Raw genomic sequence first — 15,035 nt, forward strand, 5'->3', positions numbered from 1 at the left:
GGGGCTGCCAGGGCCCAGACTTATTTACCGCAGAACTCAGTTACCGCTTGAGTTCAGCGCTTCGGTCAGTGCAGCTTCCACTTCACTGGCGCTTACGCGCAACGGCTTGTCAGCATCACGGCGGCGCTTGCGCTCGCTGTGGTAAGCCAAACCGGTACCGGCTGGGATCAGACGACCCACAACCACGTTTTCTTTCAGGCCGCGCAGGTAATCGCGCTTGCCGGTTACCGCTGCTTCGGTCAGAACACGAGTGGTCTCCTGGAAGGAGGCCGCCGAGATGAACGACTCAGTGGACAGCGACGCCTTGGTGATACCCAGCAGTACGCGAGTGAACTTGGAGACAAATTTGTCTTCCGCGCCCAGACGCTCGTTCTCTACCAGTACGTGAGTCAGTTCCATCTGGTCGCCCTTGATGAAACTGGAATCGCCGGATTCAGCGATCTCAACTTTACGCAGCATCTGACGCAGGATGGTCTCGATGTGCTTATCGTTGATCTTCACGCCTTGCAGGCGGTAAACGTCCTGGATCTCGTTAACGATGTACTTGGCAAGCGCACTCACACCCAGCAGGCGTAGGATGTCGTGTGGATCGCTCGGGCCGTCGGAGATAACTTCACCGCGGTTTACCTGTTCGCCTTCAAACACGTTCAGGTGACGCCACTTCGGAATCAGCTCTTCATACGGATCGCTACCGTCGTTCGGAGTAATGACCAGACGGCGCTTGCCCTTGGTCTCTTTACCGAACGCGATGGTGCCGCTGACTTCAGCCAGAATCGACGCTTCTTTCGGACGACGAGCTTCGAACAAGTCAGCAACACGCGGCAGACCACCGGTGATGTCACGGGTTTTCGAAGTTTCTTGCGGGATACGCGCGATAACATCACCGATCGCGATCTTCGCACCGTCCGCTACACCGACCAGGGCGTTGGCTGGCAGGAAGTACTGAGCGATTACGTCAGTGCCTGGCAGCAACAGATCCTTGCCGTTGTCATCGACCATCTTCACGGCAGGACGGATGTCTTTACCGGCAGCTGGGCGATCTTTAGCGTCGAGTACTTCAATGTTGGTCATACCGGTCAATTCGTCAGTCTGACGCTTGATCGTGATGCCTTCTTCCATGCCCACGTAGGTCACGGTACCTTTCATTTCGGTAACGATTGGGTGAGTGTGCGGATCCCACTTGGCCACGATTGCGCCAGCGTCGACCTTGTCACCTTCTTTAACCGAAATCACAGCACCGTACGGCAGCTTGTAACGCTCACGCTCACGACCGTAGTCATCAGCGATTGCCAGCTCACCGGAACGGGACACAGCAACCAGGTGGCCATCCACTCGCTCTACGTGCTTCAGGTTGTGCAAGCGGACGGTACCGCCATTCTTCACCTGAACGCTGTCAGCTGCGGAGGTCCGGCTTGCCGCACCACCGATGTGGAACGTACGCATGGTCAGCTGGGTACCCGGCTCACCGATGGACTGGGCAGCGATAACGCCGACCGCTTCACCGATGTTCACCTGGTGACCACGAGCCAAGTCACGGCCGTAGCACTTGGCGCAAATGCCGTAGCGGGTTTCGCAGCTGATCGGCGAGCGAACGATCACTTCGTCGATGCTGTTGAGTTCGATGAACTCGACCCACTTCTCATCTACCAGGGTGCCGGCAGGAACGATAACTTCCTCGGTACCTGGCTTGAATACGTCACGGGCAATAACACGACCCAATACGCGCTCACCCAGCGGCTCTACAACGTCACCGCCTTCAATGTGCGGAGTCATCAGCAAGCCATGCTCGGTGCCGCAATCGATCTCGGTCACGACCAGATCTTGCGCAACGTCTACGAGACGACGAGTCAGGTAACCGGAGTTCGCGGTTTTCAACGCGGTATCCGCCAGACCTTTACGAGCACCGTGAGTCGAGATGAAGTACTGGAGTACGCTCAAACCTTCACGGAAGTTCGCAGTAATCGGCGTTTCGATGATGGAACCGTCCGGCTTGGCCATCAGGCCACGCATACCGGCGAGCTGACGGATCTGCGCAGCAGAACCCCGTGCGCCCGAGTCGGCCATCATGTACATCGAGTTGAAGGACTCTTGGTCAACTTCGTCGCCGTGACGGTCGATGACTTTCTCTTTCGAGAGGTTGGCCATCATCGCCTTGGAAACTTCGTCGTTCGCCTTGGACCAAAGGTCGATTACCTTGTTGTACTTCTCGCCCTGGGTTACCAGGCCGGAGGCGTACTGGCTTTCGATCTCTTTCACTTCATCAGTAGCAGCACTGATGATGCGGGCCTTTTCATCCGGGATAACGAAGTCGTTAACACCGATGGAAACGCCGGAAATGGTCGAGTAAGCAAAACCGGTGTACATCAACTGGTCAGCGAAGATCACGGTCTCTTTCAAACCAACCACGCGGTAGCACTGGTTGATCAGCTTGGAGATCGCCTTCTTCTTCATCGGCAGGTTGACGACATCGTACGACAGACCTTTTGGCACAACCTGGTACAACAACGCACGGCCGACAGTGGTGTCGACGATACGAGTGTTGCTCACGCTGCCGCCGTCACGGTCGTTGACGGTTTCGTTGATCCGCACTTTGACCTTGGCGTGCAGTGCGGCTTCGCCGGCACGGAACACACGGTCAACTTCTTGCAGGTCAGCGAACACACGACCTTCGCCTTTGGCGTTGATCGCTTCACGCGTCATGTAGTACAGACCCAATACAACGTCCTGCGACGGAACGATGATTGGCTCACCGTTGGCTGGCGACAGAATGTTGTTGGTCGACATCATCAACGCGCGCGCTTCCAACTGGGCTTCCAGTGTCAGCGGTACGTGCACGGCCATTTGGTCGCCGTCGAAGTCGGCGTTGTACGCAGCACAGACCAGCGGGTGCAGCTGGATAGCCTTACCTTCGATCAGTACCGGTTCAAACGCCTGGATACCCAGACGGTGAAGGGTCGGTGCACGGTTGAGGAGAACCGGGTGTTCGCGGATCACTTCAGCGAGAACGTCCCAAACCTCTGGCAGTTCGCGCTCGACCATTTTCTTGGCCGCTTTGATGGTGGTCGCGAGACCGCGCATTTCGAGCTTGCCGAAGATGAATGGCTTGAACAGCTCCAGTGCCATCTTCTTAGGCAGACCGCACTGGTGCAGACGCAGGGTCGGGCCTACGGTAATTACCGAACGACCGGAGTAGTCAACACGCTTACCGAGCAAGTTCTGACGGAAACGACCTTGCTTACCCTTGATCATGTCAGCCAAGGATTTCAGAGGACGCTTGTTGGAACCGGTGATAGCGCGGCCACGACGACCGTTGTCGAGCAAGGCATCGACAGCTTCTTGCAACATACGCTTTTCGTTGCGCACGATGATGTCCGGAGCGGACAGATCAAGCAGGCGCTTCAAGCGGTTGTTACGGTTGATCACGCGACGGTACAGGTCGTTGAGGTCGGAAGTCGCGAAACGACCGCCATCCAACGGTACCAGCGGACGCAGGTCTGGCGGCAGAACCGGCAGAACAGTCAGCACCATCCACTCTGGCAAGTTGCCGGAACCCTGGAAGGCTTCCATCAACTTCAGACGCTTGGACAGCTTCTTGATCTTGGTTTCGGAGTTGGTTTGCGGAATTTCTTCACGCAGGCGGCCAATCTCGTGCTCCAGGTCGATAGCGTGCAGCAGTTCGCGGACAGCTTCGGCACCCATGCGGGCATCGAAATCGTCGCCAAACTCTTCCAGCGCTTCGAAGTACTGCTCGTCGTTCAGCAGTTGACCCTTTTCAAGGGTAGTCATGCCTGGATCGATAACGACATAGCTCTCGAAGTAGAGAACGCGTTCGATATCACGCAGGGTCATGTCCATCAGCAAGCCGATACGGGACGGCAGCGATTTCAGGAACCAGATGTGGGCAACCGGCGAAGCCAGTTCGATGTGCGCCATGCGCTCACGACGAACCTTGGCCAGTGCAACTTCAACGCCGCACTTCTCGCAAATCACACCACGGTGCTTCAAGCGCTTGTACTTACCGCACAGGCACTCGTAATCCTTTACCGGGCCAAAGATTTTGGCGCAGAACAGGCCGTCACGTTCAGGTTTGAACGTACGGTAGTTAATGGTTTCCGGCTTTTTAACTTCACCGAACGACCACGAACGGATCATCTCAGGCGATGCCAATCCAATACGGATGGCGTCGAACTCTTCGACTTGACCCTGGTTTTTCAGCAAATTCAGTAGGTCTTTCAAGGCCTTTCCTCCTGGCGGAGCAGAGAGCGGGCTAAACGGCCCCGCTCTCGATTCGCGTCACGTGTTATTCGGTTTCCAGATCGATATCGATGCCGAGGGAACGAATTTCTTTGATCAACACGTTGAAGGACTCGGGCATGCCCGGCTCCATACGGTGATCGCCGTCCACGATGTTTTTGTACATCTTGGTCCGACCGTTCACATCGTCCGACTTCACTGTGAGCATTTCTTGCAGAGTGTAAGCAGCACCGTATGCTTCCAGTGCCCAGACCTCCATCTCCCCGAAACGCTGACCACCGAACTGAGCCTTACCACCCAGCGGCTGCTGGGTAACCAGGCTGTACGAACCGGTAGAACGAGCGTGCATCTTGTCGTCTACCAAGTGGTTCAGCTTCAGCATGTACATGTAGCCAACAGTAACCGGGCGCTCGAACTTGTTGCCGGTACGGCCGTCGAACAGCTGCATCTGGCCGCTTTCTGGCAGGTCTGCCAGTTTCAGCATGGCCTTGATTTCGCTTTCCTTGGCACCGTCGAACACCGGGGTAGCCATTGGAACACCGCCGCGCAGGTTCTTCGCCAGATCCAGGATTTCCTGGTCGGAGAAAGTGTCCAGCTCTTCGTTGCGACCGCCGATCTCGTTGTAGATCTCGTGCAGGAACTTACGCAGGTCTGCGACCTTACGCTGCTCTTCAATCATACGGTTGATCTTCTCACCCAGACCTTTGGCCGCGAGGCCCAGGTGAGTTTCGAGGATCTGACCAACGTTCATACGCGATGGTACGCCCAATGGGTTGAGGACGACGTCGACCGGGGTGCCATTGGCATCGTGCGGCATGTCTTCAACCGGCATGATCACGGAGACCACACCTTTGTTACCGTGACGACCGGCCATCTTGTCGCCCGGTTGGATGCGACGACGGATTGCCAGGTAAACCTTGACGATTTTCAGCACGCCTGGAGCCAGGTCATCGCCCTGCTGCAGTTTGCGCTTCTTGTCTTCGAACTTGTCGTCCAGCAGACGGCGGCGATCAACGATGTAGGCCTGGGCCTTCTCGAGCTGCTCGTTCAGAGCATCTTCAGCCATGCGCAGTTTGAACCACTGGCCGTGCTCAAGACCGTCGAGGACTTCGTCGGTGATGTCCTGACCTTTCTTCAGACCTGCACCGCCTTCGGCCTTGTGGCCTACCAGGGCGGAACGCAGACGTTCGAAGGTCGCGCCTTCAACGATACGGAACTCTTCGTTCAGGTCCTTGCGGATCTCGTCGAGTTGGGTCTTCTCGATGGACAGTGCACGAGCATCACGCTCAACGCCGTCACGGGTGAAGACCTGTACGTCGATGACAGTACCTTTGGTACCGGTAGGTACACGCAGGGAGGTGTCTTTAACGTCGCTGGCTTTTTCACCGAAGATGGCACGCAACAGCTTCTCTTCCGGAGTCAGTTGGGTCTCGCCTTTCGGAGTGACCTTACCGACCAGGATGTCGCCTGCACCTACTTCAGCACCTACGTAAACGATACCGGCTTCGTCCAGTTTGTTCAGTGCAGCTTCACCCACGTTCGGGATGTCTGCAGTGATTTCCTCTGGCCCAAGCTTGGTGTCACGGGCCACACAGGTCAGTTCCTGAATGTGGATCGTGGTGAAACGGTCTTCTTGAACAACACGCTCGGACAGGCAGATGGAGTCTTCGAAGTTGAAGCCGTTCCATGCCATGAACGCGATGCGCATGTTCTGACCCAGTGCCAGTTCACCCATGTCGGTGGACGGGCCGTCGGCCATGATGTCGCTACGCTGAACGCGATCACCCTTGCTCACCAGCGGACGCTGGTTGATGCAGGTGTTCTGGTTCGAGCGGGTGTATTTGGTCAGGTTGTAGATGTCAACACCGGCTTCGCCAGTTTCAACTTCGTCATCGGCAACACGAACCACGATACGGCTGGCATCAACAGAGTCGATCACGCCGCCACGACGAGCCACGACGCAAACGCCGGAGTCACGGGCTACGTTACGCTCCATGCCCGTACCTACCAGCGGCTTGTCGGCACGCAGGGTGGGTACAGCTTGACGCTGCATGTTGGAACCCATCAACGCACGGTTGGCGTCATCGTGCTCCAGGAACGGGATCAGCGACGCTGCAACCGAAACTACCTGCTTCGGCGAAACGTCCATCAAGGTGACGTCTTCTGGCGCCTTGACGGTGAACTCGTTCAAGTGACGAACAGCTACCAGCTCGTCGATCAGGACTTTCTTGTCGTTCATCGTGGCCGAAGCCTGAGCGATCACGTGATCGGCTTCTTCGATGGCGGACAGGAACACGATCTCGTCGGTGACCAGAGCGTCTTTCACCACGCGGTACGGGCTTTCGAGGAAGCCGTACTGGTTGGTGCGCGCATAAGCAGCCAGGGAGTTGATCAGACCGATGTTCGGACCTTCCGGCGTTTCGATCGGGCAAACACGACCGTAGTGCGTCGGGTGTACGTCACGAACTTCAAAGCCAGCACGCTCACGGGTCAGACCGCCCGGGCCCAGTGCAGATACACGGCGCTTGTGGGTGATCTCGGAGAGCGGGTTGTTCTGGTCCATGAACTGGGAAAGCTGGCTGGAACCGAAGAACTCTTTCACCGCCGCAGCCACTGGCTTGGCGTTGATCAGGTCTTGCGGCATCAGGCCTTCGCTTTCAGCCATCGACAGACGCTCTTTGACCGCACGCTCAACACGTACCAGGCCAACGCGGAACTGGTTCTCGGCCATCTCGCCTACGCAGCGAACACGACGGTTACCCAGGTGGTCGATGTCATCGACGATGCCTTTACCGTTACGGATGTCGACCAGGGTCTTCAGCACCGCGACGATGTCTTCCTTGCACAGCACGCCCGAACCTTCGATCTCGGTACGACCGATACGACGGTTGAACTTCATCCGGCCGACCGCAGACAGGTCATAGCGCTCAGGACTGAAGAACAGGTTGTTGAACAGGGTCTCGGCAGCGTCTTTGGTTGGTGGCTCACCAGGACGCATCATGCGATAGATCTCGACCAGCGCTTCCAATTGGTTGCTGGTGGAGTCGATCTTCAGCGTGTCGGAGATGAACGGACCGCAGTCGATGTCGTTGGTGTACAGGGTCTCGATGCGAACAACCTGAGCCTTGGCGATTTTGGCCAGGATCTCGGTGTTCAGCTCGGTGTTGCACTCAGCCAGGATTTCGCCTGTCGCCGGGTGAACAATAACCTTGGCGGTCGTGCGACCCAGGACGTAGTCCAGAGGCACTTCCAGCTCTGTAATACCGGCTTTTTCGATCTGGTTGATGTGGCGCGCAGTAATACGACGACCCGCCTCAACAATGACCTTGCCCTTTTCATCCTGGATGTCCAGGACGGCAATTTCACCACGCAGACGGGAAGCGATCAGCTCCAGCTTGAGGGTTTCATCCTTCAGGCTGAATACGTTGGTGGTGTAGAAAGCGTCCAGCACTTGCTCAGTGGTATAGCCGAGCGCGCGCAGCAGTACCGAGGCCGGCAGCTTGCGACGACGGTCGATACGCACGAACACGCAGTCTTTCGGGTCGAACTCGAAGTCCAACCACGAACCACGGTACGGAATGATCCGCGCGGAGTACAGGAGCTTACCGGAGCTGTGCGTCTTGCCGCGGTCGTGGTCGAAGAACACGCCCGGGGAACGGTGCAGCTGGGAAACGATCACACGCTCGGTACCGTTGATAACGAAGGTACCGTTCTCAGTCATCAGTGGGATTTCGCCCATGTAGACTTCTTGCTCTTTGATGTCCTTGATCGCTTTGTTCGACGATTCTTTGTCGAAAATGATCAGGCGGACTTTTACCCGCAAAGGTACGGCGTACGTAACACCGCGCAACACGCATTCTTTGACATCAAATGCCGGTTCGCCCAGGCGATAACCGACGTACTCCAGCGCAGCATTGCCGGAGTAGCTGATGATCGGGAAAACGGATTTGAAGGCCGCATGCAGGCCCACGTCGCGGAACTGATCTTTGGTCGCTCCCGCCTGCAAGAATTCACGATACGAATCCAGCTGGATAGCCAGAAGGTACGGGACATCCATGACGTCCGGCAACTTGCTAAAGTCCTTGCGGATACGTTTTTTCTCAGTATATGAGTAAGCCATCAGCGTTCCCCAGCTTGGTCACCTGCTTGTTTGGCCCCCCCGACGGGAGCAGCCAGAAAATCTCGCAAACCCCATGGTTTGCACCACCGCATCGGGTGGCTACAGCGCGTTAATGGCGGCGACCGAGTCGACAGCCAAGAACGGAAAAAGGCCGGTGGCAAGAGCCACCAGCCATCAGCCTTCAGCTTAACGCTTGGGCTGGAGACGCAAGGTCGATGCTTACTTCAGCTCGACTTTAGCGCCTGCTTCTTCCAGAACAGCTTTGGCTTTGTCAGCGGCGTCTTTCGACACTGCTTCCAGAACCTGGGCAGGAGCGCCGTCAACTACAGCCTTGGCTTCTTTCAGGCCCAGACCGGTCAGTTCACGTACTGCCTTGATCACGTTTACTTTCTTCTCGCCAGCTTCCACCAGCATGACGTTGAATTCGGTTTGCTCTTCAGCAGCAACAGCAGCAACAGCTGGGCCAGCGGAAGCAGCGGCAGCGGAAACGCCGAATTTTTCTTCGAAAGCTTTGATCAGCTCAACAACCTGCAGAACCGACATTTCAGCTACGGCGTTGAGGATATCGTCTTGGGAGATAGACATTGCTGTATTTCCTGAATTGGGGGACGGCCTACTCGGCCATCGAAATAAACAAAAATACGCGAGATAAGTCGCTCAGCCTTAGGCTGCGGCGGCTTCTTTTTGCTCGCGAACTGCGGCCAGAGTACGAGCCAGCTTGCTGGTAGCGCCTTGAATCACGCTCATCAGCTGCGAAATGGCTTCGTCGCGGGTCGGCAGTGTTGCCAGTACGTCGATTTGGTTAGCTGCGAGGAACTTGCCCTCGAACGCAGCTGCCTTGATCTCGAACTTTTCCTGACTCTTGGCGAATTCTTTGAACAAACGGGCAGCAGCGCCTGGATGTTCTTTGGAGAACGCGATCAGAGTCGGGCCGGTGAACACGTCGTTAAGGACACTGTATTCAGTGTCAGCAACGGCGCGCTTGAGCAGGGTGTTACGTACAACACGTACGTATACGCCAGCTTCACGAGCCTCTTTACGGAGTCCGGTCATAGCGCCTACTGTCACACCACGGGCATCAGCCACGACAGCGGACAGAGCAGCTTTGGCAGCCTCGTTGACTTCAGCGACGATGGCCTTCTTGTCTTCGAGATTAATTGCCACGGGTTTAACTCCTGCTTGTTACCGTTTCATCTGGCCGGAGCCGGATGTCGTTTTGGTGTCTGATTCGGTAAGGAACCGGGAGCACCATCTGCGTAGGCTTGTGGTTTAAGACTTGCGCCGCCTACGGTCTTGGATAGCCCCCGCCAGGCAGGGACCCCAATTTTTTCAACTGGCGTGATCGCTCACACCAATCTGTGTCTTATACGTCCAGCGAACCTTGGTCGATGACCAGACCCGGGCCCATAGTGGTGCTCAGGGTAACGCGCTTGACGTAGATACCTTTCGAGGAAGCAGGCTTGATACGCTTCAGATCAGCGATCAGGGCTTCAACGTTTTCCTTCAGCTTGACGGCATCGAAGCCGACTTTGCCAACGGAGGTGTGAATGATGCCGTTTTTGTCGGTGCGATAACGAACCTGACCAGCCTTGGCGTTTTTAACCGCGGTGGCTACGTCTGGCGTTACGGTGCCGACTTTAGGGTTAGGCATCAGGCCACGTGGACCCAGGATCTGACCCAACTGACCTACAACGCGCATTGCATCCGGGGAAGCAATAACTACGTCGTAGTTCAGGTCGCCGCCTTTCATTTCGGCAGCCAGGTCGTCCATGCCAACGCGGTCAGCGCCGGCGGCCAGAGCAGCTTCAGCTGCCGGGCCTTGGGTGAAGACAGCTACACGTACAGTCTTGCCAGTACCGTGTGGCAGCACAGTTGCGCTACGAACGACCTGATCGGATTTACGTGGGTCAACACCCAAGTTTACAGCAACGTCAACGGACTCGCTGAACTTGACAGTCGACAGCTCAGTCAGCAGGGCAGCGGCGTCTACAAAGTTGTAGGCCTTGCCTGCTTCGATTTTGCCGGCGATAGCCTTTTGGCGCTTGGTCAGCTTAGCCATTACACACCCTCCACGTTAAGGCCCATGCTACGAGCAGAACCGGCGATGGTACGCACGGCTGCATCCATATCAGCTGCAGTCAGATCCGCGTTTTTGGTTTTCGCGATTTCTTCCAGCTGAGCACGAGTTACGGTGCCAACCTTAACGGTGTTCGGACGAGCGGAACCGCTAGTCAGACCAGCAGCTTTCTTCAACAGAACCGAAGCCGGAGTCGACTTGGTTTCGAAAGTGAAGCTACGGTCGCTGTATACAGTGATGATCACTGGAGTCGGCAGACCTGGCTCAAGACCCTGAGTACGGGCGTTGAAGGCCTTGCAGAATTCCATGATGTTCACGCCGTGCTGACCCAAAGCTGGACCGACGGGTGGGCTAGGGTTGGCCTGAGCGGCCTTCACTTGCAGCTTGATGTAAGCGGTAATCTTCTTGGCCATGAGGCACTCCAATTACGGGTTCAAACGCCTCGAAAGGCTCCCCGGTTACTTGCGCGTTTATCCCAGTGACGACAAAACCCCACAGCCTAAGGCTGCGGGGTTGGGATGCTTGCTCAGCTAGACCTTCTCGACCTGGCTGAACTCCAACTCTACCGGAGTAGAGCGACCGAAAATAAGCACTGCCACTTGGATCCGGCTCTTTTCGTAGTTAACTTCTTCGACAGTACCGTTGAAATCAGCAAACGGACCATCTGTGACACGAACAACCTCACCTGGCTCGAAAAGCGTCTTCGGCTTAGGCTTGTCGCTACCATCAGCAACACGACGCAGAATGGCTTCTGCCTCTTTATCAGTGATAGGAGCAGGCTTATCAGCAGTACCGCCAATGAAACCCATGACACGAGGAGTGTCCTTGACCAAGTGCCAAGTACCTTCATTCATGTCCATCTGAACCAGCACATAGCCAGGGAAGAACTTGCGTTCGCTTTTGCGCTTCTGACCATTCCGCATTTCAACCACTTCTTCAGTGGGAACCAGAATTTCGCCGAAGCCATCTTCCATGCCTGCCAGCTTTACGCGCTCCAGCAAAGAGCGCATAACATGCTTCTCGTAACCCGAGTAAGCATGCACAACGTACCAACGCTTAGCCACGGGACACCCTTAGCCAACAATCAAGGAAACAAGCCAGCCGAGCAGGGAATCAAGACCCCACAACAGCAACGCCATAACCAGAACAACAGCCACAACAATCAACGTGGTCTGCGTGGTTTCTTGGCGATTCGGCCAAACGACTTTACGAATTTCGGTGCGAGCTTCCTTTACCAGGACCGCGAAAGACTTGCCTTTGGCAGTCTGCAGGCCTAGAAAGGCAGCTACAGCAGCAAGGACAAGCAAAGCGAGTACACGGTACAGGATCGGCGAAGCAGAATAGTACTGATTGCCAACAACGCCTACGACCACCAATGCGACTACAGCGAGCCACTTGACGAGATCGAAACGAGAGCTTTGAGCTTCAGCCTTAGGAGTCATCTATGAAGATCCTGTGAAAAGAAAGCCAGATACACCACGTGAATCTGGCAGGTCAGGAGGGAATCGAACCCCCAACCTACGGTTTTGGAGACCGTCGCTCTGCCAATTGAGCTACTGACCTAAAACAAAATCAGGCCGACCATTATGCAGGCCTGAAAAAGACTTTACAACAACCAACCCCAAGAGACTTGAAATCACCTGATAACACCAGGCCAACACCATCAAGCCGAGATAGCTGTTAAAACAAAGGCAGATATTTTCATATCTGCCTTGTTATATGGAGCTCTTGAGCGGATTTGAACCGCTGACCTCACCCTTACCAAGGGTGTGCTCTACCAACTGAGCTACAAGAGCAAAACACCTGCACAACCTGCAAACTTGGAGCGGGTAGCGGGAATCGAACCCGCATCATCAGCTTGGAAGGCTGAGGTTCTACCACTAAACTATACCCGCGGAGCTTGCAGCTCACGCTAAAAATGGTGGAGGGGGAAGGATTCGAACCTTCGAAGTCGTAGACGTCAGATTTACAGTCTGATCCCTTTGGCCGCTCGGGAACCCCTCCTAAGCGAGCCGGCATTTTACATTACGCCGACCTTCTGTCAAGCATTTTCTCATTTAAAAATATGAGGTTAGCTGCGTTGACGTTTGCTTCACATCGCTGACCTTAAAGGTCTTCACTGCGAAGCGGGCGCCATTCTATGCAAACTATTCGAGAGTTGCAACGCCTTCGCACAACATTATTTTATGTTTTAACTCATTGAATTCCTTAGCAAGGTTTTCAAAGGGCAGATCATCAGCCAAGCGTCGACTTTCAGGAGCCACACGGAGCCAGTAGCCAGAAGCATCCGCAGTATTCAACAATTGGACCTTGACCTTTATATCCAGGCTCGTGAGCCGCTGCTCAACTGACTGCGCTTGGCGCTGATCGGCAAAACCACCGATGTACAAGCAAGTGTTCTGCGCATCGGTTGCTTTTGCACGGTCCCTTCGCACCACAGCATCAGAGGACTCGCTGAGCAGGCGAATGTCCTGCTGCGAGCCCTTGTATAGACTCAAAGGCGTGACATCTTTAGCGCGCAACGGCGCCTCTTGCTGATGCCAAATGTAGTAGAAGGCGTTGAGAACAAGTAAAAGCAAAAACAGCCAACGCATAATCACCTCAGGACAAAGGGCAAGCCATCGCCAAACCGACAAACACCAGATCAGGGACGAGTCGCGCTTGCGGCACTGCGTCTGCCACCAAATCAGCATCCCCCCCGGTCAGGAACACGGTAAATTCATCACCCCAATAGCTTCGCGCCAATTCTAATTGAGTGAGCACAAACCCTCTCAGCATGAGCGTGCACCCGCGCTCTACCGCCTCTACAGTCGTACGCCCTGGCGAAAGGCGCTCCAACGCCCTTTCAGCAGCGGCGTCGTCATAGCGTATCTTGCGCGTATGTGTTCGTAGCTGGTTGCGCATGAGGGGCATACCTGGACAAATGAAACCACCCAAGTGATCACCATCTGCCGCAATAAAATCTGCTGTGGCAGCCGTGCCGAAATCAAGCACCAGACAAGCGCCGCGAGCGAGCTTGAACCCACCCAGCATCGCCAGCCAGCGATCAAGCCCCAGACGCTCGAAATCTTCGTAACCGTTTCGTACCCCAGCCATCTCCCTTGCAGGAGCAGCACAGGAAACGGCAACATCGAAAGCCTCCTGGAGAGCCAACACGAGCTTGCTTGTTTCTTCTTGGGCGCGAACGCTCACTAATCGGCAGCGCGTGAGCAACAATCCAGGAAGTGCCACCAGGCTTTCAATCAACGCCAGATCCGAACCGACAACCCCCTCGTTCGATGCACTGGCGTCATCCGAACCAAGCACGCGCCATTTGATAAAGCTATTCCCACAGTCGAGCTCAAGAATCATCACGCAACCTCAGGCTTAGCTCACCACCACTGTATATTTTCTCGACACCATCGACACTCAAGCGCAATGCCCCCTGGCGATCTACCCCCAGCACAACTCCATCGACCTGGTTGACACCTGCGATGAGGGATACCGACCGCCCCTGCCAGGCATGATACTGCTCCCACTCCTGCTGAAGAGCGACAAAACCGCCCTCCCGATGTCGATAAAGGTAGCCCTGCAGCTGCAGACCTAACTGCGCAACTAGAACGTTACGATCAGCAGGCGAACCTGTCTCGAGCTGCACCGAAGTCCATTGCTGATCGACCTCATCAGCCCTCTGCATATTGACGTTGATGCCTATTCCTAGGACAACGTGGCAGATATCAGCAGGGTCTCCTACCAACTCCAGCAAAATCCCGGCAATCTTCTTCTGCCCAACCAATACGTCGTTTGGCCATTTCAGCGCCGCTCCCTGCACACCTGTCTCACGCAAGGCCTGCATGACCGCCAAGCCGACAACAAGACTTAGCCCCTCCAACTGGCGCAACCCCGACTCAATACGCAATACAAGACTGTAATAAACGTTTTGTGCAAACGGACTAACCCACTTTCGCCCCCTCCTGCCTCTCCCCGCCGTTTGCTGCTCCGCTAGCACCAGAAACGGCGCGGTGCATTCAGCACCCACAAGTCGCAAAGCCTCGGCATTCGTGGAGTCAATGGAGTCAGTGATATGAACCGGCCACGCCAAGGACGGCGCATTCAACGCAATATCTTCAGCACTCAAGAACACCAGCGGTGATGCCAACTGATACCCCTTGCCACGAACCTTATGGATGGGCAGGTTCAATTCAGCCTCCAGGTGCTGGAGCTGCTTCCAGACAGCACTACGACTGACGCCAAGGGCAGCACCAAGTGCTTCTCCGGAGTGGAACCGGCCATCTTTCAGAAGTTTCAACAACGTCAGCATGCAAGTATCGCCTCACAATGAGGCACGCATGATAGCTATGCGCAGGGTCATTGCATAGAAAGGCCGGACTTTAGTACTGGAGACTACTGACGCGAGCCGCTACGTACTTTTCGACAGCCCAAAACAAAACCCCATCTGCTTTCGCAAATGGGGTTTCGGAATTTAATCTTGACGATGACCTACTCTCACATGGGGAAACCCCACACTACCATCGGCGATGCATCGTTTCACTGCTGAGTTCGGGATGGGATCAGGTGGTTCCAATGCTCTATGGTCGTCAAGAA

General features: G+C 55.4%; 11 protein-coding genes, 4 tRNA genes and 1 rRNA gene. All 16 read right to left on the bottom strand.

What is annotated here, in order from left to right; all coding sequences use genetic code 11:
- Positions 1–36: 36 nt before the first annotated feature.
- The 16 genes from rpoC to rrf all read right to left on the bottom strand — a co-directional run bounded on the left by rpoC (position 37) and on the right by rrf (position 15,033).
- Positions 37–4,236 carry a DNA-directed RNA polymerase subunit beta' gene (gene rpoC / locus KHP07_RS28990; protein ID WP_078050399.1) on the bottom strand — a complete coding sequence of 1,400 codons (4,200 nt, stop codon included), beginning with the start codon at positions 4,234–4,236 and terminating at the stop codon, positions 37–39.
- 64 nt (positions 4,237–4,300) lie between these two features.
- A complete protein-coding gene (gene rpoB / locus KHP07_RS28995) occupies positions 4,301–8,374 on the bottom strand; it encodes a DNA-directed RNA polymerase subunit beta (protein WP_034101000.1) in 4,074 nt (1,357 codons plus the stop codon).
- Positions 8,375–8,593: 219 nt separating this feature from the next.
- Complete coding sequence (rplL, locus tag KHP07_RS29000; protein ID WP_071489831.1) at positions 8,594–8,959, bottom strand: 50S ribosomal protein L7/L12; 366 nt, start codon at positions 8,957–8,959, stop codon at positions 8,594–8,596.
- A 78-nt stretch (positions 8,960–9,037) separates the two neighbouring features.
- Positions 9,038–9,538 carry a 50S ribosomal protein L10 gene (gene rplJ, locus KHP07_RS29005; protein ID WP_010206364.1) on the bottom strand — a complete coding sequence of 167 codons (501 nt, stop codon included), beginning with the start codon at positions 9,536–9,538 and terminating at the stop codon, positions 9,038–9,040.
- A 199-nt stretch (positions 9,539–9,737) separates the two neighbouring features.
- Complete coding sequence (rplA, locus tag KHP07_RS29010; RefSeq protein WP_003232403.1) at positions 9,738–10,433, bottom strand: 50S ribosomal protein L1; 696 nt, start codon at positions 10,431–10,433, stop codon at positions 9,738–9,740.
- Complete coding sequence (gene rplK, locus KHP07_RS29015; protein WP_003176435.1) at positions 10,433–10,864, bottom strand: 50S ribosomal protein L11; 432 nt, start codon at positions 10,862–10,864, stop codon at positions 10,433–10,435. The genes rplA and rplK overlap by 1 nt, the downstream gene beginning before the upstream one ends.
- 117 nt (positions 10,865–10,981) lie before the next feature.
- Positions 10,982–11,515 carry a transcription termination/antitermination protein NusG gene (nusG, locus tag KHP07_RS29020; RefSeq protein WP_003176436.1) on the bottom strand — a complete coding sequence of 178 codons (534 nt, stop codon included), beginning with the start codon at positions 11,513–11,515 and terminating at the stop codon, positions 10,982–10,984.
- Between the two features lie 9 nt (positions 11,516–11,524).
- Positions 11,525–11,893, bottom strand: a complete 369-nt coding sequence (secE, locus tag KHP07_RS29025; RefSeq protein WP_214498478.1) for a preprotein translocase subunit SecE — start codon at positions 11,891–11,893, stop codon at positions 11,525–11,527.
- 45 nt (positions 11,894–11,938) lie between these two features.
- A tRNA-Trp gene (locus KHP07_RS29030) sits at positions 11,939–12,014 on the bottom strand.
- Positions 12,015–12,171: 157 nt separating this feature from the next.
- Positions 12,172–12,247 (bottom strand) — tRNA-Thr (locus tag KHP07_RS29035).
- A gap of 25 nt (positions 12,248–12,272) precedes the next feature.
- Positions 12,273–12,346: transfer RNA gene (locus tag KHP07_RS29040), tRNA-Gly, on the bottom strand.
- A 24-nt stretch (positions 12,347–12,370) separates the two neighbouring features.
- Positions 12,371–12,455 (bottom strand) — tRNA-Tyr (locus KHP07_RS29045).
- A 143-nt stretch (positions 12,456–12,598) separates the two neighbouring features.
- The gene (locus tag KHP07_RS29050; RefSeq protein ID WP_078050400.1) at positions 12,599–13,045 is read right to left on the bottom strand and encodes a hypothetical protein; all 447 of its coding nucleotides are present in this window, start codon (positions 13,043–13,045) and stop codon (positions 12,599–12,601) included.
- 7 nt (positions 13,046–13,052) lie between these two features.
- Positions 13,053–13,802: a pantothenate kinase gene (locus KHP07_RS29055; protein WP_214498479.1), complete on the bottom strand. Its 750-nt coding sequence runs from the start codon at positions 13,800–13,802 to the stop codon at positions 13,053–13,055.
- A complete protein-coding gene (birA, locus tag KHP07_RS29060; RefSeq protein WP_078050402.1) occupies positions 13,792–14,751 on the bottom strand; it encodes a bifunctional biotin--[acetyl-CoA-carboxylase] ligase/biotin operon repressor BirA in 960 nt (319 codons plus the stop codon). Before birA ends, KHP07_RS29055 begins: the two co-directional genes overlap by 11 nt.
- Positions 14,752–14,917: 166 nt before the next feature.
- Positions 14,918–15,033 (bottom strand): 5S ribosomal RNA (gene rrf, locus KHP07_RS29065).
- Positions 15,034–15,035: the final 2 nt, after the last annotated feature.

This window comes from Pseudomonas sp. VS40, assembly GCF_018587885.1.
Lineage (GTDB): Bacteria > Pseudomonadota > Gammaproteobacteria > Pseudomonadales > Pseudomonadaceae > Aquipseudomonas > Aquipseudomonas pergaminensis.

Bases quoted from the DNA above. Each gene is read 5' to 3' on its own strand.
- rpoB (WP_034101000.1), bottom strand. From the start codon at position 8,374: ATGGCTTACTCATATACTGAGAAAAAACGTATCCGCAAGGACTTTAGC.
- rplL (WP_071489831.1), bottom strand. From the start codon at position 8,959: ATGTCTATCTCCCAAGACGATATCCTCAACGCCGTAGCTGAAATGTCG.
- rplA (WP_003232403.1), bottom strand. From the start codon at position 10,433: ATGGCTAAGCTGACCAAGCGCCAAAAGGCTATCGCCGGCAAAATCGAA.
- rplK (WP_003176435.1), bottom strand. From the start codon at position 10,864: ATGGCCAAGAAGATTACCGCTTACATCAAGCTGCAAGTGAAGGCCGCT.
- secE (WP_214498478.1), bottom strand. From the start codon at position 11,893: ATGACTCCTAAGGCTGAAGCTCAAAGCTCTCGTTTCGATCTCGTCAAG.
- KHP07_RS29050 (WP_078050400.1), bottom strand. From the start codon at position 13,045: ATGCGTTGGCTGTTTTTGCTTTTACTTGTTCTCAACGCCTTCTACTAC.
- KHP07_RS29055 (WP_214498479.1), bottom strand. From the start codon at position 13,802: ATGATTCTTGAGCTCGACTGTGGGAATAGCTTTATCAAATGGCGCGTG.
- birA (WP_078050402.1), bottom strand. From the start codon at position 14,751: ATGCTGACGTTGTTGAAACTTCTGAAAGATGGCCGGTTCCACTCCGGA.